Here is a 21,772-nt window from a genome sequence, read left to right as displayed (position 1 = left end):
AGCAAACCACTGCCGCGATGATCAACGCGATGATGAGCGTCGGCACATTGCCGAGGCCGGGGAAGTGGTTCTGAAGCACGCCTATGGCTGAGAGCGCAACCATCGCGCCCACCATCAACACATCGCCGTGCGCGAAGTTGATGATGCCCAAGATGCCGTAAACCATCGTATAGCCCAGTGCGATGATGGCGTAAACGCTGCCAAGCACCAGCCCGTTGAGGACCTGCTGGATGAAGATATCCATTTAATGCTCCTTAGCCCGTGCGACTGGATTCGCGTTCTTCATCAGCCGGTGGGCGGTGATGCGGTACGCCAATCTCAACGGCACTGCGGGTACTGATGTAAAAGACCGGTAAGGGTTATCCGCTATCCGGTTCGTCTTACGACTGGGATGCAGCCGGGGACTCGCCGATGGCGGATGCAAAAACGGCACCGTTGGGTGGTTTCGGTGCCGTCAGGCTACGTCCCGTCATCACATCTTCACGACGTCGAGAACCGCTTTCTTGCCGTTCTTGAAGTCGAAAAGCGTAATGGCGCCCTCTTTCAAATCACCCTTGTCGTCGAACGCGATGTGGCCGATTACCCCGTTGTAATCGGTGGACGGCATCGCAGCCAGCACCTTGGGCGCCTCGATCGAATTAGCGCGCTTCATTGCATCGACAATCACGTACACAGCGTCATACGTGAACGGTGCGTAAATCTGCACCGGCGTGTGGAAGCGGTCGACGTACTTCTTTTCGAAGTCCGCTCCCTTGTCCATTTTCGAAAGCGCGAGTCCTGCCTCCGAACAGACCAGGTTTTGCACGGCGGTTCCCGCCAGCTCACCCACCTTGTCGGTACACACGCCGTCGCCGCCAAGGATTTTTGCCCTGATACCGAGCGCCGCCGCCTGTTTGGTAAACGGCCCGCCCGTTGCGTCCATTCCGCCGAACATGATCACGTCCGGCTGAACACTCTTGATCTTTCTAAGGACGGCCTGAAACTCCGTAGCCCTGTCATTCGTGACTTCACGCGCGACGATCTTCGCCCCGCTCGCCTGTACTGTCTTCGCAAACTCGTCGGCCAGTCCCTTACCGTAGACGGTCGAGTCGTCGACGATCGCGATGCGTTTCGCGCCAAGCACTTTCGTTGCGTAGTTGGCTAGCGCCGGCCCCTGCTGGGCATCGGTCGCGACCACCCGATAAGTCGTCTTGAAACCTTGCTGCGTATACCCCGGGTTCGTCGACGACGGCGAGATTTCCACGATCCCGGCATCGCTATAGATCTTCGACGCCGGAATCGACACACCTGAATTCAGGTGTCCGACCACGGCGACGACATGATCTTCGACGAGCCTTTCGGCGACCGCCGTTCCCGTTTTCGGGTCCGCGGCATCGTCTTGCGCGTCAAGCTGCAACTGGATCTTGTGACCGTCGATAGTCAAACCCTGTGTGTTGATCTCATCGACTGCCAGACGCGCACCGTTTTCATTGTCTTTACCGAGATGCGCAATGGGGCCCGTCAATGGGGCCGCATGACCGATCTTCACGACAATCGCTTCGCTCGCCGGTGCCGCCGCCGTGGCAGCCGATGCACCTGCTCCCGCCTCGCTTTCCTGTTTCTTGCCGCACGCGGTCAACATCGCAACCGCGGTCACGATGGACACGGCGTAAGCAAATTTGACTCGCATTAAGTAGGTCTCCCGCGCCTTGCAAAATCCGTTGTTCGGGACCCGGAGGCCTTGAGAACGCGCGCATTGTAACTCCAATTATGCGACGCGCAATATTGTTGAAACGGTGGGGTTTTCCTGCATTGCAACCTTATTTTGAGAGAGGAATTCGGCAATAGGCGCAACCAAGTTGCGACTATTTTCCGTGCACCAGTTGCACCACCGCTGCGCCCAATGGCATCAAGTGTTGCAGCGATATGCCCCGATCCCTGATTGCACCGTGGTTCGCGTTAAGTATTACGTTTTCATTGATATCAAGGCGTACGCACTATTTTAGTGCGTCAAAAATCGACGCAACGCGTTTGACGCGAGTTAAACGGGGTCATATCGTCGAAAAAACGATTAAATGCCAAATCACAATTCAAAAGAATTTGTGTGGGAGCACACTTAAAACGGCTCGACGAGGTGTTCTGGCACCTTATTTCCGACAGACTCACGAATCCGCGGGCGTAAAAAAAGCGCGCCCTTGGGCGCGCTTTTCTTTCAGAAACGTCGGCTAATTGTCAGGCAGGCAGACCCAGCCCGCGCGGTAGCGGAAACGCGATGTTTTCCTCGATGCCTTCGAGCGCGCGCACGTTGCGCACGCCGAGCTCACGCAACCGGCCGATCACCGCTTGCGCCAGCACTTCCGGCGCCGAGGCACCCGCCGTCACGCCGATCCGGCGCTTGCCTTCGACCCAGACCGGATCGATCTGGTCCGGCGAGTCCACCATATAGGAGGGCACGCCAAGCTTTTCGGCCAGTTCGCGCAACCGGTTCGAGTTCGAACTATTCGGGCTGCCGACTACGATCACGACGTCGCATTGCGGCGCCATGAACTTGACCGCGTCCTGACGGTTTTGCGTGGCGTAGCAGATGTCCTGCTTCTTCGGCTCGCGGATCGCCGGATACTTCGCCTTCAGGGCAGCGATGATCTCGGCTGCGTCGTCTACCGACAGGGTGGTTTGCGTAACGAACGCGATCCGCTCGGGATCGGCCAGTTGCAAGGCCTGCACGTCTTCGATGTCTTCCACCAGATGCATGCCTTCGCCCGCCTGCCCCATCGTGCCCTCGACTTCAGGGTGGCCCTTGTGGCCGATCATCACGATGTCGAAGCCGTCCTGGCGCATTTTCGCGACTTCGATATGCACCTTGGTCACGAGCGGACAGGTGGCGTCGTACACCCGCAGGCCGCGCGACTCGGCTTCCGAGCGCACCGCTTTCGACACGCCATGCGCGCTGAAAATGACCGTATTGCCAGCCGGCACTTCTTCCAGCTGTTCGATGAAGATTGCGCCCTTCTTGCGCAAATCTTCAACGACGTAGGCGTTATGGACGATTTCGTGGCGCACGTAGATCGGCGAGCCGTGCAGCTTGATGGCCCGCTCCACGATTTCAATGGCCCGATCGACGCCGGCACAGAACCCGCGCGGCTGCGCCAGCAGGATCTCGGCTTCGGCAAGAGTCGTTTCCGTGATGCTCATGTTTACAGAATCCCGATGATTTTCACTTCAAACGCCAGCGCCTGGCCGGCAAGCGGATGGTTGAAATCGAATAACGCCGACGTTTCGCCGACTTCTTTCAGGACGCCAGCGTAGCGGCCGCCGCCCGGCGCGTTGAATTCAACCAGGTCACCCGGCGAAAAATCCTCGCCGATCATGCTGTTTTCGCGCAGCGTGGCCAGCGAGACCCGCTGGATCAGCTCCGGATTGCGCGGACCGAACGCCTGATCCGGCGTTAGCTGAAAGGTCGAATGGTGGCCCACCTTCAAACCCAGCAGAATATCTTCCAGCGGCGGCGCCAGTTGGCCTGCGCCGAGCAGCAGCGTGGCCGGCCTGTCGGTAAACGTATTGATGACTTCGGCGCCATCGGCAAGGGAAAGCCGGTAGTGAAGCGTCACGTGTGAACCGGGTTTCACTTCGGAAATGTCGATGATGCTCATGCAATGCTCGCTCAGTCGAAGCGCGCTGCACGCGTGCGCCGCGGGCGCAGTCGACGCGTGTGGCAAACCCTCGGGATGCCGTGCGCAAAGCGTCTATTGTAAGCCACATAGCGGGCGGCGGCTTGGGTCCGTCGCGCGCATCGCGGCACGGCCGGGCGCCGCCTGCCGCCACAAACTCGAACTGGAGGATGCATACCTATATGGCTGACTACGCCTGCACGATAGACGAAGCGACACTCGATGCGACCTTGCCGGAGCCTGCCGCGCCCGCCGCCGTAGCGCCCGCCCCAGTGTCACCGCGCGCTTGCGCCGCAGTTGGCAATACCGCAGCCGATCATAGCGTTCGCATCGCCGACGCCGCTGCGAATGCCGGCACACCCCCTGCCCGGCAGCTCGTACGCGGCAAATGGCTTAAAAAGGACATGCCGCGCGAGCGGCTGATCGAGGAAGGGCCGGGCGTGCTCTCCGACACTGAAATGATCGTCCTGGTGCTTGGCTCGGGCCTGCCCGGCCACGATGTGTTCAACGTCGCGCGCACCCTGCTCGACCGGTTCGGCTCGCTGCGGGCCATGCTCGATGCAACCTATTCGGACTTCGACGGCCTGCGCGGCATCGGCCCAGCAAAGAAGGCGCAGTTGCTCGCCATCATGGAGATGGCGCGGCGTTCGCTGGTCGACAAATTGCGTGACCGTTCGCTGATGAACTCGCCTGAGGCCGTGCAAGATTATCTGCGCCTGCGCATAGGCGGCAGGACGCAAGAGGTCTTCGTGTCGCTCTTTCTCGACGCCCGGCATCGGTTGATCCGCTGTGAAGAAAGCGCACGCGGCACGCTGACACGCATGGCGGTCTATCCGCGCGAGATCGTCCGGCGAGCGCTGAATCTGAATGCCGCCAGCCTGATCGTCGCGCATAATCACCCTTCCGGCGCCGTCCAGCCGAGCGCGAGCGACTGCCGATTGACGCATACGCTACGCGATGCCCTTGCTCTGATCGACGTGCGGCTGATCGATCATCTGGTGATCGGCGCCGACAATACCTACTCGTTCGCCCGCGCCGGCTGGCCGTGAAATGGTCTGAACCTGGGCCACGACAACGTCGCGCCGTGTTCGGCATCGCAAATAAGGTTTGATTTTGCGGCTTTTTTTCTGCTAGAATTCCGGTTTGCCTATTTCCAACCCCCTGTTCCGAAGCCACCAAGGCGTTCCGGAAAGGAAACGTGCCTAGAGTTTCAACAACTTAAGCGCGGCTCTTTTCGGGAAACTTTCACGGCGTTCGAACTCAGAATTAGCGTATTAGGAGTGCTCTCATGGCACGCGTATGCCAAGTAACTGGGAAAGCGCCGATGAGCGGCAACAACGTTTCCCACGCGAACAACAAAACCAAGCGCCGGTTCCTGCCGAACCTGCAAAACCGCCGTATTTGGGTGGAAAGCGAAAACCGTTGGGTGCGTCTGCGCGTTTCGAACGCCGGCCTGCGCCTGATCGACAAGAACGGTATCGACGCTGTGCTCGCAGATCTGCGCGCACGCGGTGAAGCCTAAGGAGTAAATCATGGCGAAAGGCGCACGCGACAAGATCAAGTTGGAATCGACCGCAGGCACGGGTCACTTCTACACGACGACGAAGAACAAACGCAACATGCCGGAAAAGATGCTGATCAAGAAATTTGATCCGGTCGTCCGTAAGCACGTTGACTACAAGGAAACCAAGATTAAGTAAATCTTGGCTCCTGCCTGACGAAGGCAAACAGATTTGCAAAAAAGCCTCGCATTCGTGCGAGGCTTTTTTGTTTTCTGACTCCCGATATCGCACTATTTAGCTGTCGTTTGCCTACCAGAACAGTCTTATCCCATTCGGCCAGCTTTCCCTCATCCGTCGCGACGCGTATCCTTTCTCGTTTTAGCGGCATGCACACATGCATGCCGCCATGGCAAAACGAAAGACGGAGATGCAGGCGATGGAATTCGATGTAGCGATTGTCGGTAGCGGTCTGGCAGGGTTGAGCGTTGCGCTCAATCTCGCGGAGACCCGGCGGGTTGCGGTGGTCGCCAAGCGATCGATGACCGAAGGTGCGAGCGATTGGGCGCAAGGCGGGATCGCCGCCGTACTGGATTCGGCGGACAGTATCGAAAACCATGTGCGCGACACACTGATCGCCGGCGGCGGCCTGTGCGACGAGGCGGCAACACGCTTTATCGTCGAGCATGGGCGCGCCGCGATCGAATGGCTGATCGAGCAAGGCGTACCATTCACCAAAGACGACGCCGCCGAACTCGGCTTTCATCTGACACGTGAAGGCGGCCATAGCCACCGCCGGATCATTCATGCTGCGGATGCAACGGGCCATGCCGTGGTCGCCACGCTCAGCGAGCGTGTACGCCATCATCCGAACATCACCCTGCTTGAAGACCACTACGCGATCGACCTGATCACGTCCGACCGTCTCGGTCTGCCCGGCCGTCGCTGCCACGGTTTGTACGCACTCGACCTGCAAAGCGGCCGCACCGTGACAATCGAAGCGCCGCATACCGTGCTCGCCACCGGCGGCGCCGGCAAGGTCTATCTGTACACCACCAACCCCGACACCGCGACCGGCGACGGTATCGCGATGGCCTGGCGCGCGGGCTGCCGCGTGTCGAACATGGAATTTATCCAGTTCCATCCGACCTGCCTGTTCCATCCTTATGCGAAGTCGTTCCTGATCTCGGAAGCGGTGCGCGGCGAAGGCGGCATTCTGAAGCTGCCGGACGGCACGCGCTTCATGCCGAACCACGACGAACGCGCCGAACTCGCGCCGCGCGACATCGTCGCGCGCGCGATCGACTTCGAGATCAAGAAACGCGGCATTGATTGCGTGTATCTCGACATCAGCCATCAGCCGCCTGAATTCCTGCGCGAACACTTCCCGACGATTCTAGCCCGCTGCCTCGAATTCGGCATCGACATCACCAAAGAGCCCATTCCGGTTGTGCCTGCCGCGCACTACACGTGTGGCGGCGTCGTGACGGATCTGGCCGGCCGGACTGATCTCGCGGGCCTCTATGCGGTCGGTGAAACGTCATGCACAGGCCTCCACGGCGCGAACCGGCTTGCCAGCAACTCCTTGCTCGAATGTCTCGTGATCGGACGCTCCGCTGCGCAGGCCATCGAGGAAGAAGGCTTCAGCGCCGCCGTCCACGCACCCCTGCCGGACTGGGACGAGAGCCGCGTGTCCGATCCGGACGAAGAAGTAGTGGTCGCGCACAACTGGGATGAACTGCGCCGCCTGATGTGGAACTACGTCGGCATCGTCCGTACGGACAAGCGACTCACGCGAGCCAAGCATCGGCTTGCGTTGCTCCGCGACGAGATTCACGAGTATTACGCGAACTTCAAGGTGAGCCGCGATTTGCTTGAACTGCGCAATCTGGTCGACGTGGCTTCACTGATCGTCGAAGGCGCTCGCTCACGGCGTGAAAGCCGCGGCCTGCACTTCAGCCGCGATTGGCCGGCCACGCTGCCTAAAGCGCTGCCGACGGTGTTGTCGCCGGAGCATGTGCGTAACCGCAACGTGTGATTTCTAAAGCTGAAGTGAAAAAGCCATCGCCGGTTTCCCAGCGATGGCTTTTTCATTGATTGCGAACGCTTAGGCGCACGGCTCAGACGATCCGCATCGAGTAATCCGTTGCGCGCACGTCTTTGGTCAGCGCACCGATCGACACGCGGTCGACACCCGTTTCCGCGATGGTCCGCACCGTCTCGAAGTTCACACCGCCAGACACCTCCAGCACCGCACGCCCTGCCGTGATACGCACTGCGTCGCGCATCGCATCGAACGAAAAGTTGTCCAGCAGAATGGATTGCGCGCGATGCGTCAGCGCGGTTTCCAATTGCGCCAGCGTTTCGACTTCGATCTGGATCGACACGCCCGCATTCAGCGCGAGGGCCGCATCCATTGCGGCACCGACGCCGCCCGCTGCGGCGATGTGGTTTTCCTTGATCAGAATGCCGTCGTACAACGCGAGCCGCTGATTCGCCCCGCCGCCCACGCGCACTGCGTATTTCTGCGCGAGCCGCAAGCCCGGCAAGGTCTTGCGCGTATCGAGGATACGCGTTTGAGTGTGGGCAATTGCGTCGACATAACGGCGCGTTGCGCTCGCCACGCCCGACAGCAGTTGCAGGAAATTCAGCGCATTGCGCTCGGCAGTCAACAGCGCACGGACAGGACCGCGCAGCTCGCAGACCGGCGTATCCGCTGCCATCCGATCACCCTCGCGATAACGCCATTGCACGTCGATACGCGGATCGACCTGGCGCATCACCGCGTTGAACCAGGGCACGCCGCACAGCACGGCATCTTCGCGCACGACGACGCGGGCATCGCGCACGTCGTCTGCGGGGACAAGGCGGCCAGTCTGATCGCCTGCGCCAATATCTTCGGCCAGCGCGTCAGCGACGTTGCGTTCTAACGCAGCATCGAACGCGGCACCGTACTGCGCATGAATCTCTGCGAACAGCGGCGACACCGCCTCGACCTGATTGCCTTCCATCGCCCCCATTACGCCGCTCCCACGTTCGAATACAGTTGCGCGTCACGCGCAAGATCGCCGCTGGCTTGCACGCGCTTCTTGTGACGCGCAGCAAAGTCGAGCATCCGGTCGATTGGCAGACGCGCCCGCTCGCCGATCGCTCGATCAACGAAGATTTCGTTGTGGCCGCGTTCGAGCACGTCGGCCAGATTGGCGAGGCCGTTCATCGCCATCCACGGGCAATGCGCGCAGCTCTTGCAGGCCGCGCTGTTGCCGGCCGTGGGCGCGGCGATCAACGTCTTGCCGGGTGCGGCGAGCTGCATCTTGTGCAGAATGCCGAGATCGGTCGCCACGATGAAATGCGTCGCGTCGAGTTTTTGCGCGGCGTCGATCAACTGGGTTGTCGAACCCACCACGTCCGCTTGCGCGACCACATTAGCCGGCGATTCTGGATGCACCAGCACTTTCGCGCCCGGATACTCGGCGCGCAGCAGATCGAGTTCAATGCCCTTGAATTCGTCGTGCACGAGACACGAGCCCTGCCACAGCAGCATGTCCGCGCCGGTCTTGCTCTGGATATAGCTGCCGAGGTGCCGATCCGGCGCCCAGATGATCTTTTCGCCACGTGCGTGCAGATCGGCAACAATTTCCAGCCCGATCGACGACGTCACCATCCAGTCCGCGCGGGCCTTAACGGCCGCGCTGGTGTTCGCGTACACGACCACCGTGCGATCCGGGTGAGCGTCACAGAAAGCTGAGAATTCATCGACCGGACAGCCCAAGTCGAGCGAACAGGTCGCGTCGAGATCAGGCATTAGAATGCGCTTGTCCGGACTCAGGATTTTCGCGGTCTCGCCCATGAAGCGCACGCCCGCCACCACCAGCGTTTGCGCCTCGTGATCGCGGCCGAAACGCGCCATCTCCAATGAGTCGGCCACGCAGCCGCCGGTTTCGTCGGCGAGTTCCTGCAATTCTGCGTCGACATAATAATGCGCAACGAGCACGGCTTTCTCGCGCTTAAGCAATGCGCGGATACGCTCCTTCAACGCCACCTTCTGCTCCGCCGACGGCACGTCGGGCACCTTCGCCCACGCCTGCCCGATCCCGCACGTCGTGCCCTGTGCCTGTGGCCGGTCGTATTCGACGGTCCTGATCGCCTGCTGATCCATGATCTCCTCTGCCTTCGCTCTGCCGCCGCGGACTGTCAATCGCGTGTCGTTGAAATTGCCGCGGCCCAAAAAGCAAAACCCCGCCAACGCGGGGTTTTGTGACGTAACGAAATTTTAATGGATTTCGCGCTCAGGCATACGATCAGGCATAGCGACGCAGACGCATCGCGAATTCTTGCAGCGCTTTAATACCACTCTGCTCAGCGCGATGACACCAGTCTTGCAACTGAATCAACAGTTGGTCGCGCGACGCATTGGAGCGCTCCCACATTGCCGCGAGTTCGTTGCGCATGTCGATGTAGGTCTTGAGCTTCTGGCTGCTCGCGAAGATTTGCGGCAACTGGCGCTTCTGCGGCTCGTCGAGACCCGCTTCTTCCTTGTGGAACCAGCTACGCGCACCGCGCATCACCTGATACTTCTCACGCGCGCCGACTTCCTTCAAATGTGCCAGTTCCTGGCGATAAGCACGCTTGAGCGCCTTACCGTAACGCGCCATCACTTCGTAGCGGTTTGCCAGCACGGCTTGCAGCGTGTCCTGATCGAGTACCAGCTTGTCGGTGGTCAGGCGCGGCGTAGGCGCGACCTTCTTCACCTTGGCCAGACGGAACGCCGACATGATGCGGATGTACATCCAGCCGATGTCGAACTCGTACCACTTGTTCGACAGCTTGGCCGACGTCGCATACGTGTGGTGATTGTTATGCAACTCTTCACCGCCGATGATGATGCCCCACGGGAAAATGTTGGTGCTGGCATCCGACGAGTTGAAGTTGCGGTAGCCCCACCAGTGCGCGAGGCCGTTGACCACACCGGCGGCCCAGAACGGAATCCACACCATCTGCACGGCCCAGATGGTCAGGCCGACAACGCCGAACAGCGCGACGTTCAGCACCATCATCAGGCTCACGCCGAGGATCGGGTACTTGGTGTAGACGTTGCGTTCCATCCAGTCATTCGGCGTGCCGTGACTGAATTTGCGCATCGTTTCTTCATTCTTGGCTTCGGTACGATACAGTTCCGCGCCTTCGAGCAGCACCTTCCAGATGCCGCGCGTTTGCGGGCTGTGCGGATCTTCTTCGGTCTCGCACTTGGCATGGTGCTTACGGTGAATCGCGGCCCATTGGCCGGTCAGCATGCCAGTGGTCATCCACAGCCAGAAACGGAAAAAATGACTGACGATCGGATGCAACTCCAGCGCGCGGTGCGCCTGGCAGCGATGCAGATAGACCGTCACGCCAATGATCGTAATGTGCGTCGCGACCAGCGTGTACAGCACAAGTTGCCACCACGAGAAATGCAGCAGGCCGTGGGCAAGAAAATCGAGCAAAGAATTCAACAAGGCAATTTACCTGTGGAACAAGAGACGCCAGACACACGCAAAATGCGCGCGTCAAGAAAGTGAAAGCATACAGCGGGATTGGACGACATTCTACTTGAAGCGTTCCAAGTGTTTGTAACAAATAGGGATTTTTTGTGCGGTATCAATCGGATGGAACGCGCCAGAGGTTGTTTTTAGACCTGCCGGCGGGTTCGAAGTGCCCGTCAGCGGGCGCTGTCGGCCTGATTAGCCGCGGGAGCGGTCATTGTTACCGCTTGCGGCATCGCGTCGCTCACGTTGCCGACGATTCGCACTTCGCGTTGCGCGAAAGGAATTGAGATGTCGTGTTCGGAGAACAGACGCCAGATGTTGCGATTCACGGCCGAGCGCACGCCTGCAGTGCCTGTCGCCGCGTCTTCGATCCAGAAGCCCAGCTCGAGGTTGATGCCGTCTGCGCCAAAGCTGGCCAGATAGGACGTAGGCGCCGGCTCCTGCAGCACCCGCGCGACGCCCTGCGCGGCCTGGGTGAGCAGCGCCATCGCCTGCTCGACGTCGGAGGAGTAGGCGACCTGCACGGCCACCTTGGCGTAGCCGCGCGTCAGATAGGAGGACTGGTTCTGCACCACGTCCGTAATCAGCTTTTCGTTCGGGATCAGCGTTTCGATGCCGTCGAGACCTCGCACCACCGTATAACGCGTGCGGATCTGCGTGACCATGCCCTGCAGACCGCTGACGTTGATCGTATCGCCGATGCGCAGCGAGCGGTCGATCAGGATGATGAAGCCTGAGACGTAATTGCTGGCGATCTTCTGCAGCCCGAACCCGAGCCCCACACCCAGCGCGCCGCCGAAAACCCCCAGCACCGTGATGTCGATCCCGACCAGCGACAGGCTGATCAGCACCGCCGCCAGCACGAGCGCAGCACGGCCGACCCGCGCCACCACCACTTTGAGGTTGGCGTCGAGCGTCCCGGAGCGCATCAGGCGGTCTTCGAACGTGGCACCGAGCCACATCGCGACGACCATCGTCACGCACACCCACAGGAGGCCCGTGGTGAGCGAGAGCAGCGTCATGTGCGCATTTGCGACTCTGAAGCGCACGCTGCCCATCCAGGCGATCACGTCGTCCTGAATGCCCATCACGGTGAGCACCATGCCGATCCAGACGACCAGCGAGACGATCTTCTCGACCAGGAACAACCACGGATGATTCGCGCCGTCGTGACTGAAGACCCGTCGCGCGAAGAAAAACACGATGTAAATCAGACCGATACCGAACAGGGGCACCAGCGCCAGATCGAGCAGCGAAGTGTGCATGAACTGGCCGGTGATCGCCTGCGCGAGCCAGACGAGCCCCGCACCGATTAGCGGAAAGAACGCGCGGTTCAGGCTTTCCGCGCCAAAACGCAGGGTCTGGTAACGCGTCTGGCGCCGCAAATCGAGCGTGCGGCGCGCGAGGCGCGCGAGCAGCCACGCGACGGCGAGCGTCCCAAGCAGCACGCCGACCTGCCACAGCATGACCGGCTGTCCGAAGTCACGCGCGAGGTCGCTGAACATGTGAGGAAAAATGCGGTTTTGCATTATGTCGCCGAAATCGCCGGCACGCCGGGTTCAGGAAAAGAACCCGGTCGCGCCGGCAGATAGCCTGCTGCGCTTAGCTCTGGCGTTCCAGCACGGCTGCGAAGAAGCCGTCAGTGGCGTGACGGTGCGGCCACAGCGACAGGTAATCGCCCATTTCCAGGTCGATGCGCTGCTCGGCGAGCACGTCGTGCGCCGGCACCAAAGCGAAGTCCGGATGGTCGGCAAGGAACTGCTGCACGACAGCTTCGTTTTCCGCTTCCAGAATCGAGCAGGTTGCGTAGACGAGACGGCCGCCCTTCTTCACCAGACGCGAGGCGCTGGCCAGAATCGACGCCTGCTTCGGCGCCAGTTCGGCCACCGATTCCGGCGACTGGCGCCACTTCAGGTCCGGATTGCGACGCAGCGTACCCAGGCCGCTGCACGGCGCGTCGACCAGCACGCGGTCGATCTTGCCGGCCAGACGCTTGATCTTGGCGTCGTGTTCGCTGTCGATCAGCACCGGATTCACGTTCGACAGCCCGCTGCGCGCGAGGCGCGGCTTGAGCTTGGCCAAACGCCGCTCGGAGATGTCGAAGGCGTACAGACGCCCGGTGGAGCGCATCGCTGCGCCCAGCGCCAGCGTCTTGCCGCCTGCACCCGCGCAGAAGTCCACGATCATTTCGCCGCGCTTGGGCGCGACCAGCGAACACAGCAACTGGCTGCCCTCGTCCTGGACTTCGACCCAGCCGTGCTGGAACGCGTCCAGCTTGGTGAGCGGCGGCTTGCCGACCACTCGCACGCCGAACGGTGCAAAAGGCGTCGCGCCACCTTCGATGCCGGCCTTCGACAGTGCGTTCAGCACGTCGTCACGGCTTGCCTTGATCGGGTTCGCGCGCAGGTCAAGCGGCGCCGGGTAGTTGAGCGCGGCGGCCAGCTGCGCCAGTTCCGCGGGCTCGAAGCGCTTGGAGAGCGCCTGATAGATCCAGTCGGGCAGATTCAGGCGAATCCGCAGCGGCAGGCTTTCAGGGTCGATCCTCGCGACGTGCTCGAGCCAGTTCGACTCGGCTTCCGACACGAACGGCTTGAGGGCCGTGCGGCCCGCCGTCTGCATCAGTCCCAGCAACGCCATGCGGCGGGCCGGGCTACCCGCGCCGCCTTCGGCCAGGTGGGCGAATTCCATCCGGCGACGCAGCACCGCGAAGACCGCCTCGGCGATCACACCGCGCTCGCCGTGCCCGAGCTTGGGATGCGCGCGGAAAAAGCGGCTTGTCGTGGCGTCGGCTGGGCCGGTGAGTTTCAGGACTTCAGCCAGCAAAGTCTCAGTTTGTCCAATCAAAAAACCATGTAATCTCATGCGCCCTCTCCGGCGGTGTGACCGGCAAAGAGCCATTGCGGCTCCGGCGGCGTAAGCGTGACACGCAAGCCGTCGAGAGCAAGACGCCCTTCGACGAACCAGCGCACCGCGCGTGGATAGATAATGTGTTCGGTTGCCAGCACGCGTTCCGCGAGCGTGGCAGGGGTGTCGCCAGCCTCAACGGGGACGGCCGCCTGCGCGACGATCGGCCCGTGATCCAGCTGCGACGTGACAAAATGCACCGACGCGCCGTGCAGCCGCACGCCGGCGTCAAGTGCCTGTTGATGGGTTTTCAGACCCGGAAAGCTCGGCAGCAGCGACGGGTGCACATTCAGCATGCGCCCGGCGTAATGGTCGACGAAACCGGCCGTGAGCACCCGCATGAAGCCGGCGAGCAAGACCAGATCGGGCGCGAAGCTGTCGATTTCTTGCGCCAGCGCGGCGTCGAAGCTGTCGCGATCGGGAAACTGGCGGTGGTCGACCACCGCCGTGGCAATGCCGTGCGACGCCGCGAACGCAAGGCCCGAAGCGACAGGACGGTTGGCAATCACGGCGGCGACTTGCGCCGCCCAGCCCTCGTCCGCGCAGGCGCGAATGATAGCTTCCATGTTGCTTCCCCGTCCGGAAATCAGGATGACGAGTTTTTTCATCCGCGGATTTTATCATTCGGGGGACACTGAAACGGCGACGCGCCGCCGTCTCGTGCGCTGAGCGTTTATAATCGTTTGTTTTGCGGCACCTCGGCCGCCCTACCTCAAACCCGCTATCGTGAGAGTCTTCCGCGGTCTTCCCAATGCTGAAAGCCGTGCGCCCTGCGCACTGACCATCGGCAACTTCGACGGTGTCCACCGCGGCCATCAGGCTTTGCTCGCCCACGTCCGGGCCGCAGCCGATGCACGCGGCCTGCCCGTCTGCGTGATGACCTTCGAGCCGCACCCGCGCGAGTTCTTCAATCCGGCTGGCGCGCCGCCCCGTATCGCCATGCTGCGCGACAAACTCGAGGCGCTGCGCACCAACGGCGTCGACCGGGTAGTGGTCGAGCATTTCAACCACACCTTCGCGAGCCAGTCGCCGGATACGTTCGTCGAACGGATCATCGTCAACGGGCTGCATGCTCGCTGGGTGATGATCGGCGACGACTTCCGCTACGGCGCGAAGCGCGCGGGCGATTTCGCGTCGCTCAAGACCGCGGGTCAACAGTACGGTTTCGAAGTCGAGCAGATGGCAACCGTGGCCGATCCGTCCGGCGCGCGCATTTCCAGTTCGGGCGTGCGCACGGCGCTGGTGGCAGGCGATCTCGACTCGGCGCGTGCCGCACTGGGCCGCGATTACCTGATCAGCGGCCACGTCGTGCATGGCATGAAGCTCGGCCGCGACCTCGGTTTCCCCACGCTCAATCTGCCGATCGCGCACAAGCGTCCGGCGCTCGCCGGCATTTTCGTCGTACGCGTGCATGGCGTGACGGACGAACCGTTGCCAGGCGTCGCCAGCCTCGGCCTGCGCCCCACTGTCGACGATTCCGGCCGCGTGCTGCTCGAAGTGCACCTGCTCGACTGGCACGGCGACGCGTATGGCAAACTCGTGCGCGTCGAATTCCTGAAGAAGCTGCGTGACGAGGAAAAATACGTCGACCTCGAAACGCTGACCGCCGCCATCGCGCGCGACGTCGCCAATGCGCGCGCGTGGTTCGCGGCCGTCGGCGCCGGCACGCCGGGCAGCCGTTCCACCGGTTTCGCCACCTCGGCCACCGACCGAATTAGATAGCCGCCGCGGTACATGCGAGCGCACTGAGTGCTGCATGTACCCATCGCTGCGCGCATCGAAGGGCGTCCGTGAATCACGCGACATGCCTGCCGGGCGCGCCCAACGCCCTGCGCTTCATGCGCATACCGCAGCCTCGCTGCGCTTAGAAAGAATTCACCGCGACCTCATCATGAGCAACAAGAAAGCCGATTCGAAACCGCAGTCACGCTACCCGGTCAACCTGCTCGACACGCCGTTCCCGATGCGTGGCGACCTGCCCAAGCGCGAGCCGCAATGGGTCAAGGAATGGCAGGAACGCAAAGTCTACGAGACGATCCGCGCCGCCAGCAAAGGCCGTAAGAAGTTCATCCTGCACGACGGCCCGCCGTATGCGAACGGCGACATCCACCTCGGCCACGCGGTGAACAAGATCCTCAAGGACATGATCGTCAAGGCGCGCAACATGGCGGGCTTCGACGCGGTCTACGTGCCGGGCTGGGATTGCCACGGCATGCCGATCGAAATCCAGATCGAAAAGCAGTTCGGCAAATCGCTGCCGGCCGCTGAAGTGATGCAGAAGGCGCGCGCCTACGCGACCGAACAGATCGAGAAGCAGAAGATCGGCTTCCGCCGTCTGGGCGTGCTCGGCGACTGGGACAACCCGTACAAGACCATGAACTTCACGAACGAAGCCGGCGAAATCCGCGCGCTCGCGAAGATCATGGAAAAGGGCTACGTGTTCCGCGGTCTGAAGCCGGTCAACTGGTGTTTCGACTGCGGCTCGGCGTTGGCCGAAGCGGAAGTCGAGTACACGGACAAGACCGATCCGACCATCGACGTGCTGTTCGGTTTCGCCGAACAGGAAAAGACCGCGCAGGCGTTCGGTCTGAAGGCGCTGCCGCGCAACGAAGGCGGCATCGTAATCTGGACCACCACGCCGTGGACCATCCCCGCCAACCAGGCATTGAACCTGCATCCGGAAATCGTCTACGCGCTGGTCGATACGCCGCGCGGCTTGCTGATCCTGGCCGAAGAGCGCGTTGAAGCGTGCCTGAAACTGTACGGACTGGAAGGCACGGTCGTCGCGACCACGCCCGGCGCGAAGCTCGTCAACCTGCGCTTCAATCATCCGCTCGCCTCCGCGCATCCCGCTTACAAGCGCACGGCGCCGGTTTATCTCGGCGACTATGTGACGACCGAAACGGGTACGGGTGTGGTCCACTCGTCGCCGGCCTACGGCGTGGAAGACTTCGTGTCGTGCAAGTCGCACGGCATGGCCGATTCGGACATCATCAACCCGGTGATGGGCGACGGCCGTTACATCGAATCGCTCGCGCTGTTCGGCGGCCTGTCGATCTGGGCGGCCAATCCGCAGATCGTCGAAGCCCTGCAGGCAGCCGGCTCGCTGTTGCGCACTGAGAAGTACACGCACAGCTACATGCACTGCTGGCGCCACAAGACGCCGATCATCTACCGTGCGACCTCGCAATGGTTCGCCGGCATGGATGTGAAGCCGAACGACACCGACAAGACACTGCGCGAAACCGCGCTCGAAGGCATCGAGAACACCGCCTTCTATCCGTCATGGGGCAAACAGCGCCTGTTCAGCATGATCGCCAACCGCCCGGACTGGACGCTGTCGCGTCAGCGTCAATGGGGCGTGCCGATGGCGTTCTTCGTGCACAAGGAAACCGGCGAGCTGCATCCGCGCACGCTGGAACTGCTCGAAGAAGTCGCGCAACGCGTCGAGAAGGCCGGCATCGAAGCGTGGCAAACGCTCGACCCGCGCGAACTGCTCGGCGACGACGCCAACATGTACGAAAAGAACCGCGACACGCTCGACGTCTGGTTCGATTCGGGCACCACGCATTGGCACGTGCTGCGCGGCTCGCATAAAGACGAACTGCAATTCCCGGCTGACCTGTATCTGGAAGGCTCGGACCAGCACCGCGGCTGGTTCCACTCGTCGCTCCTGACCGCTTCGATGCTCGACGGCCGCCCGCCCTACAACGCGCTGCTCACGCACGGCTTCACCGTCGACGGCGAAGGCCGCAAGATGAGCAAGTCGCTCGGCAACGGTATCGACCCGCATGACGTGGCGAACCGCCTCGGCGCGGAAATCATTCGTCTGTGGATCGCCTCGACCGATTACTCGGGCGAACTGGCGATCTCCGAAGAGATCCTGAAGCGCGTGACGGAGAGCTATCGCCGCATCCGCAACACGCTGCGCTTCCTGCTCGCGAACCTGTCGGACTTCGACTTCGAGAAGCGCGCGCGTCCGGTCGAAGACTGGCTCGAGATCGATCGTTACGCGGTGGCGCTGTCGGCGAACCTGCAAAACGACATCCTCTCGCACTACGACAAGTACGAGTTCCACCCGGTGGTCGCCAAACTGCAGACGTTCTGCTCGGAAGACCTCGGCGGCTTCTATCTGGACGTCCTGAAAGACCGTCTGTACACCACGGCGGCCGACTCCGTCGCGCGCCGTTCGGCTCAGACCGCGCTGTATCACATCGCGCACGGTCTGCTGCGTCTGATGGCGCCGTTCCTGTCGTTCACCGCTGAAGAAGCGTGGAAAATCTTCTCGCCGAACAACGAAACGATCTTCACGGAAACCTATCACGCGTTCCCGGCGGTGCCGGAAGCCGGCGTCCTGCTCGACAAATGGACGCTGCTGCGCGCCGCGCGTAGCGACGTGACCAAGGCGCTGGAAGAGGCACGCGTCGCGAACCTGATCGGTTCGTCGCTGCAGGCGGAGGTCGAAATCCGCGCGGGCGGCGCACGTTACGACGCGCTCACGAGCCTCGGCGACGACCTGAAGTTCGTGCTGATCACGTCGGCGGCGAACGTCGTGAAGGTCGACAGCGAAGCGGAAGAAGGCGTCGAAGTGATCGCCTCGAAGTATCTGAAGTGCGAACGCTGCTGGCACTACCGCGCGGACGTCAGCACAAACGCCGAGCACCCCACCCTGTGCGGCCGCTGCTTCAGCAATCTGTTCGGCAACGGTGAAGCGAGGAGCGCGGCATAATGGCGAAAACCATGTCGAAATCGTCGTCCGAAAACAGTTCGCTGGCGCCCTGGCTTGGCGTCGCGCTGATCGTGATTCTGTTCGATCAGCTCACCAAGATCGCGGTCCAGAAGGTGTTCGCCTACGGTGTTCCGCATGAGGTCGCGCCGTTCTTCAACCTGATCCTCGTGTACAACCGCGGCGCCGCTTTCAGCTTCCTCGCGATGGCGGGCGGCTGGCAGCGCTGGGCGTTCACCGCGCTCGGCGTGGTCGCGGCACTCGTGATCTGCTATCTGCTCAAGCGTCATGGCGGACAGAAGATGTTCTGCACGGCGCTCTCGCTGATTCTCGGGGGTGCGCTCGGCAACGTGATCGACCGGCTCGCGTACGGCCATGTGATCGACTTTCTCGATTTTCACGTGCGCACGTGGCACTGGCCGGCGTTCAATCTCGCCGACAGCGCGATCACGATCGGCGCGATCCTGCTCGTGCTCGACGAGTTGCGGCGCGTGCGCGGCTCGCGTTAACGTCGCTTAGGCGGCTGACGGTGCGACACTCGCACCGCTGCCCGCCACCACGCTTTGTCGGAGGCTTTCGTTGGCAACCGCAGAACTCGCAGGAAAACACCTCGTCCTCGGCATGACGGGCGGCATTGCCTGCTACAAGATCGCCGAACTCACGCGCCTGTTGACCAAGGCCGGCGCGACCGTGCAGGTCGTCATGACCGAAGCGGCTACGCAGTTCATCACCCCCGTCACGATGCAGGCGCTGTCCGGCCGGCCGGTCTACACGAGCCAGTGGGACGCGCGCGTGCCGAACAACATGGCGCACATCGATCTGTCGCGTGAAGCCGACGCGATCGTCATTGCGCCCGCCTCTACCGACTTCCTCGCCAAACTCGCGCACGGCATGGCCGACGATCTGCTCTCGACGCTGTGTGTCGCGCGGGATTGTCCGCTGCTCGTCGTGCCGGCGATGAACCGGCAGATGTGGCAAAACCCGGCGACCCAACGCAACGTCACGCAGTTGCGCGCGGACGGCATTGAAGTGCTCGGCCCCGATTCGGGTCCGCAAGCGTGCGGCGAAACCGGCGACGGGCGAATGTTGGAAGCGGTCGCCACGTTTGAGGCGATCGCGTCGTTCTTCTCGCCCAAGATCCTGTCCGGCCGTCGCGTGTTGCTGACCGCCGGCCCGACCTTCGAGCCGCTCGATCCGGTGCGCGGCATCACCAATCGTTCGAGCGGCAAGATGGGTTTTGCGTTGGCGCGCGCCGCGCAACAAGCGGGCGCCGAGGTGCATCTGGTCGCCGGCCCGGTTGCGCTGGAAACGCCGTGGGGTGTGTTCCGCGAAGACGTGCAAACTGCACAGCAAATGCACGACGCGGTGATGCGTTCGGTCGCGGACGCCGACATCTTTATCGGCGTGGCCGCGGTGGCCGACTGGCGCGTCGATCACGCCAGCGAACAGAAGATCAAGAAGACCGCCGAGCGCGCACTGCCCACCTTCACGTTCGTCGAGAATCCGGACATTCTGGCTTCGGTCGCCAAGCTGCCACATCCGCCGTTCACAGTCGGTTTCGCGGCCGAGAGCGGCGACCTCGAACTGCACGGCGAAGAAAAGCGCGTGCGCAAGAACGTGCCTTTATTGATCGGCAATCTCGGTCCACTGACCTTCGGCATGGACGACAACGAAGTCATCCTGTTCGAAGCGGCAGGTGCCACCAAGCTGCCACGCGCCGACAAGCAGACGCTCGCGCGCGCATTGATCGTAGAAATTGCCAGGCGTCTGCCCGACACAAGTCTGATTCGCTGAAGCCGCTCGCGGCGGCGCATGTTGCGTTCGCCGCGAACGCCTCTAGCGCATCGATTCATCTGGAGCAGTACTGACATGACGCTACTTTCCGTGCTCGATCAAACGCCCGTGATCGACGGGCACTCAGTGGCGGACGCAATCGCCGCCACCGTCGAACTCGCCCAGCTGGCTGACGACCTCGGCTACACGCGCTATTGGTGCGCCGAGCATCACGGCTTGCGCGGCGTGTCGAACCCGTGCCCCGAGGTGATGCTGGCGCGCCTCGGCAGCGTCACCAAACGCATTCGACTCGGCTCAGGTGGCGTGATGCTGCCGTACTACAGCCCTTTCAAGGTCGCCGAGCAATTCATGATGCTCGAGGCGCTGTTTCCCAATCGTATCGACCTCGGCGTAGGACGCGCCCCGGGCGGCGACATGCGCACGGCGCAAGCAGTCGCAGCCGGTGCCTACAATCGCGGCGAAATTTTTCCGCAGCAGGTCGCCGATCTGGTCGGCCTGATGCACGGCACACTGCCCGAGGATCACCTTGGGCACGGCGTACTGCTTCAGCCGCAAATCGCCACGCGCCCCCAATTGTGGGTACTCGGATCGAGTGAATTCGGCGGCCTGCTGGCGGCGCAACTCGGCATCCGCTTTGCCTTCGCGCATTTCATCAACGCGCATTTCGGGCATCAGGTGGCGCTGGATTATCGTGAACACTTCAAGGCTAGCCTGGAAACAGAACAGCCCTATCTGGCCGCCTCGGTGTTCGTGATTTGCGCCGACACCGAACAGGAAGCCGCCGACCTGGAAAAAGCGGTCGACCTGCGCCGCGTGCAGATGGCCCTTGGCCTGAATGCGCCGATTCCGACGGTCGAGCAAGGCGCCGCGCAAGAATACGGCGTACGCGAGCAACTGGTGATCGACCGCGAGAAGCCGCGCAGTATCATCGGCACGCCGGAAACCGTGACTGAGCGGCTTCATGCCTTGCAGGAGCAGTTCCAGGCCGACGAACTGATCGTGCTCACCGTAGCGGGCAGCTACCGCGCCCGGCTGCGCTCCTATGAACTTCTCGCCGAAGCGTTCCAACTCGGACGCCCGGCCTCCACTCCTTAAACCTTCGAACCTGCATGAAACTCGACCTCAAGATTCTCGATGCGCGCATGCGCGACCAACTCCCGGCCTACGCAACCACCGGCAGCGCGGGCCTCGACCTGCGCGCGTGCCTCGACGAACCGTTGACGCTGAAACCCGGCGAAACCGCGCTGGTGCCGACGGGTCTGGCGATTCACGTCGCCGATCCGGGTTATGCCGCGTTGATTCTGCCGCGTTCGGGCCTGGGTCATAAGCATGGGATCGTGCTGGGCAATCTGGTCGGCCTGATCGATTCGGATTACCAAGGTCAGCTGATGATCTCGACGTGGAACCGCGGCGAGACCACGTTCGTGCTGAATCCGATGGAGCGCCTCGCGCAACTCGTGATCGTGCCGGTGGTCCAGGCCGAGTTCAATATCGTCGACGATTTCGAAACCAGCGAGCGTGGTAACGGTGGGTTCGGGAGCACGGGCAAGCACTAAGACTTAGACCACCGATAAGCGATAAGCGATAAGCGTTGAAGCGTCGCTTGCTTCTAACAAGCGCTTCGTACAACGCAAAAAGCAGAACGGCGCGGGGTTCAACCCGCGCCGTTCTGCT

General features: G+C 62.0%; 20 protein-coding genes. 10 read left to right on the top strand and 10 right to left on the bottom strand.

The window, feature by feature from the left end; all coding sequences use genetic code 11:
- The 4 genes from GNZ13_RS39795 to GNZ13_RS39780 all read right to left on the bottom strand — a co-directional run.
- On the bottom strand, window positions 1-244 hold a 244-nt coding region (locus GNZ13_RS39795; RefSeq protein ID WP_407945690.1), incomplete at its 3' end, for an ABC transporter permease subunit.
- 228 nt (window positions 245-472) lie between these two features.
- The gene (locus GNZ13_RS39790) at window positions 473-1,669 is read right to left on the bottom strand and encodes a branched-chain amino acid ABC transporter substrate-binding protein (protein WP_172175530.1); all 1,197 of its coding nucleotides are present in this window, start codon (window positions 1,667-1,669) and stop codon (window positions 473-475) included.
- Window positions 1,670-2,211: 542 nt separating this feature from the next.
- On the bottom strand, window positions 2,212-3,171 hold the full coding sequence (gene ispH / locus GNZ13_RS39785) for a 4-hydroxy-3-methylbut-2-enyl diphosphate reductase (protein ID WP_172175528.1): 960 nt from the start codon (window positions 3,169-3,171) through the stop codon (window positions 2,212-2,214).
- 2 nt (window positions 3,172-3,173) lie between these two features.
- Window positions 3,174-3,629 (bottom strand): FKBP-type peptidyl-prolyl cis-trans isomerase, encoded by a 456-nt coding sequence (locus tag GNZ13_RS39780; protein WP_063497119.1) that lies wholly within the window; start codon window positions 3,627-3,629, stop codon window positions 3,174-3,176.
- A gap of 200 nt (window positions 3,630-3,829) precedes the next feature.
- Here GNZ13_RS39780 and radC point away from each other — a divergent pair, with 200 nt between their 5' ends.
- The 4 genes from radC to nadB all read left to right on the top strand — a co-directional run bounded on the left by radC (window position 3,830) and on the right by nadB (window position 7,184).
- A complete protein-coding gene (gene radC, locus GNZ13_RS39775) occupies window positions 3,830-4,696 on the top strand; it encodes a RadC family protein (RefSeq protein WP_407945689.1) in 867 nt (288 codons plus the stop codon).
- Between the two features lie 239 nt (window positions 4,697-4,935).
- Entirely contained in the window at window positions 4,936-5,169 is a 234-nt protein-coding gene (rpmB, locus tag GNZ13_RS39770; protein WP_007180631.1) for a 50S ribosomal protein L28, read from the top strand.
- Between the two features lie 10 nt (window positions 5,170-5,179).
- On the top strand, window positions 5,180-5,347 hold the full coding sequence (rpmG, locus tag GNZ13_RS39765; protein ID WP_006050116.1) for a 50S ribosomal protein L33: 168 nt from the start codon (window positions 5,180-5,182) through the stop codon (window positions 5,345-5,347).
- A 238-nt stretch (window positions 5,348-5,585) separates the two neighbouring features.
- Window positions 5,586-7,184, top strand: coding sequence for an L-aspartate oxidase (nadB, locus tag GNZ13_RS39760; RefSeq protein ID WP_172175532.1), 1,599 nt, complete (start codon window positions 5,586-5,588; stop codon window positions 7,182-7,184).
- Window positions 7,185-7,266: 82 nt separating this feature from the next.
- Here nadB and nadC read toward each other — a convergent pair whose 3' ends face one another.
- The 6 genes from nadC to purN all read right to left on the bottom strand — a co-directional run bounded on the left by nadC (window position 7,267) and on the right by purN (window position 14,186).
- Entirely contained in the window at window positions 7,267-8,166 is a 900-nt protein-coding gene (gene nadC / locus GNZ13_RS39755) for a carboxylating nicotinate-nucleotide diphosphorylase (RefSeq protein WP_172175524.1), read from the bottom strand.
- Window positions 8,166-9,305, bottom strand: coding sequence for a quinolinate synthase NadA (nadA, locus tag GNZ13_RS39750; protein WP_172175522.1), 1,140 nt, complete (start codon window positions 9,303-9,305; stop codon window positions 8,166-8,168). The genes nadC and nadA overlap by 1 nt, the downstream gene beginning before the upstream one ends.
- 142 nt (window positions 9,306-9,447) lie before the next feature.
- Window positions 9,448-10,644 (bottom strand): DesA family fatty acid desaturase, encoded by a 1,197-nt coding sequence (locus GNZ13_RS39745; protein ID WP_172175520.1) that lies wholly within the window; start codon window positions 10,642-10,644, stop codon window positions 9,448-9,450.
- Window positions 10,645-10,847: 203 nt separating this feature from the next.
- On the bottom strand, window positions 10,848-12,203 hold the full coding sequence (locus GNZ13_RS39740; RefSeq protein WP_172175518.1) for a mechanosensitive ion channel family protein: 1,356 nt from the start codon (window positions 12,201-12,203) through the stop codon (window positions 10,848-10,850).
- Window positions 12,204-12,276: 73 nt separating this feature from the next.
- Window positions 12,277-13,536, bottom strand: coding sequence for an RsmB/NOP family class I SAM-dependent RNA methyltransferase (locus tag GNZ13_RS39735; protein WP_172175516.1), 1,260 nt, complete (start codon window positions 13,534-13,536; stop codon window positions 12,277-12,279).
- Entirely contained in the window at window positions 13,533-14,186 is a 654-nt protein-coding gene (purN, locus tag GNZ13_RS39730; RefSeq protein ID WP_172175514.1) for a phosphoribosylglycinamide formyltransferase, read from the bottom strand. The genes GNZ13_RS39735 and purN overlap by 4 nt, the downstream gene beginning before the upstream one ends.
- 118 nt (window positions 14,187-14,304) lie before the next feature.
- Between purN and GNZ13_RS39725 the strand changes: the two genes are divergently transcribed.
- From GNZ13_RS39725 to dut, 6 genes are all read left to right on the top strand, one after another.
- The gene (locus tag GNZ13_RS39725; RefSeq protein WP_172175512.1) at window positions 14,305-15,300 is read left to right on the top strand and encodes a bifunctional riboflavin kinase/FAD synthetase; all 996 of its coding nucleotides are present in this window, start codon (window positions 14,305-14,307) and stop codon (window positions 15,298-15,300) included.
- 169 nt (window positions 15,301-15,469) lie between these two features.
- Window positions 15,470-18,307, top strand: a complete 2,838-nt coding sequence (gene ileS, locus GNZ13_RS39720) for an isoleucine--tRNA ligase (RefSeq protein ID WP_172175510.1) — start codon at window positions 15,470-15,472, stop codon at window positions 18,305-18,307.
- Window positions 18,307-18,813 carry a signal peptidase II gene (gene lspA / locus GNZ13_RS39715; protein ID WP_172175508.1) on the top strand — a complete coding sequence of 169 codons (507 nt, stop codon included), beginning with the start codon at window positions 18,307-18,309 and terminating at the stop codon, window positions 18,811-18,813. Before ileS ends, lspA begins: the two co-directional genes overlap by 1 nt.
- Before the next feature lie 70 nt (window positions 18,814-18,883).
- On the top strand, window positions 18,884-20,098 hold the full coding sequence (gene coaBC / locus GNZ13_RS39710; protein ID WP_172175506.1) for a bifunctional phosphopantothenoylcysteine decarboxylase/phosphopantothenate--cysteine ligase CoaBC: 1,215 nt from the start codon (window positions 18,884-18,886) through the stop codon (window positions 20,096-20,098).
- A gap of 75 nt (window positions 20,099-20,173) precedes the next feature.
- Entirely contained in the window at window positions 20,174-21,193 is a 1,020-nt protein-coding gene (locus tag GNZ13_RS39705) for an LLM class flavin-dependent oxidoreductase (protein ID WP_172175504.1), read from the top strand.
- Window positions 21,194-21,207: 14 nt separating this feature from the next.
- Window positions 21,208-21,654 (top strand): dUTP diphosphatase, encoded by a 447-nt coding sequence (dut, locus tag GNZ13_RS39700; protein ID WP_172175502.1) that lies wholly within the window; start codon window positions 21,208-21,210, stop codon window positions 21,652-21,654.
- The last annotated feature ends 118 nt before the right edge of the window (window positions 21,655-21,772 follow it).

Source organism: Paraburkholderia elongata (genome assembly GCF_013177735.1).
GTDB classification, from domain to species: domain Bacteria; phylum Pseudomonadota; class Gammaproteobacteria; order Burkholderiales; family Burkholderiaceae; genus Paraburkholderia; species Paraburkholderia elongata.
The sequence above is the reverse complement of the archived record's forward strand: the minus strand, read 5'-3'. Positions and strand labels throughout refer to the sequence as shown.

Coding starts and splice junctions, on each gene's coding strand:
- GNZ13_RS39790 (WP_172175530.1), bottom strand. CDS start 1,669: ATGCGAGTCAAATTTGCTTACGCCGTGTCCATCGTGACCGCGGTTGCG.
- ispH (WP_172175528.1), bottom strand. CDS start 3,171: ATGAGCATCACGGAAACGACTCTTGCCGAAGCCGAGATCCTGCTGGCG.
- GNZ13_RS39780 (WP_063497119.1), bottom strand. CDS start 3,629: ATGAGCATCATCGACATTTCCGAAGTGAAACCCGGTTCACACGTGACG.
- radC (WP_407945689.1), top strand. CDS start 3,830: ATGGCTGACTACGCCTGCACGATAGACGAAGCGACACTCGATGCGACC.
- rpmB (WP_007180631.1), top strand. CDS start 4,936: ATGGCACGCGTATGCCAAGTAACTGGGAAAGCGCCGATGAGCGGCAAC.
- rpmG (WP_006050116.1), top strand. CDS start 5,180: ATGGCGAAAGGCGCACGCGACAAGATCAAGTTGGAATCGACCGCAGGC.
- nadB (WP_172175532.1), top strand. CDS start 5,586: ATGGAATTCGATGTAGCGATTGTCGGTAGCGGTCTGGCAGGGTTGAGC.
- nadC (WP_172175524.1), bottom strand. CDS start 8,166: ATGGGGGCGATGGAAGGCAATCAGGTCGAGGCGGTGTCGCCGCTGTTC.
- nadA (WP_172175522.1), bottom strand. CDS start 9,305: ATGGATCAGCAGGCGATCAGGACCGTCGAATACGACCGGCCACAGGCA.
- GNZ13_RS39740 (WP_172175518.1), bottom strand. CDS start 12,203: ATGCAAAACCGCATTTTTCCTCACATGTTCAGCGACCTCGCGCGTGAC.
- GNZ13_RS39735 (WP_172175516.1), bottom strand. CDS start 13,536: ATGAGATTACATGGTTTTTTGATTGGACAAACTGAGACTTTGCTGGCT.
- purN (WP_172175514.1), bottom strand. CDS start 14,186: ATGAAAAAACTCGTCATCCTGATTTCCGGACGGGGAAGCAACATGGAA.
- ileS (WP_172175510.1), top strand. CDS start 15,470: ATGAGCAACAAGAAAGCCGATTCGAAACCGCAGTCACGCTACCCGGTC.
- lspA (WP_172175508.1), top strand. CDS start 18,307: ATGGCGAAAACCATGTCGAAATCGTCGTCCGAAAACAGTTCGCTGGCG.
- GNZ13_RS39705 (WP_172175504.1), top strand. CDS start 20,174: ATGACGCTACTTTCCGTGCTCGATCAAACGCCCGTGATCGACGGGCAC.
- dut (WP_172175502.1), top strand. CDS start 21,208: ATGAAACTCGACCTCAAGATTCTCGATGCGCGCATGCGCGACCAACTC.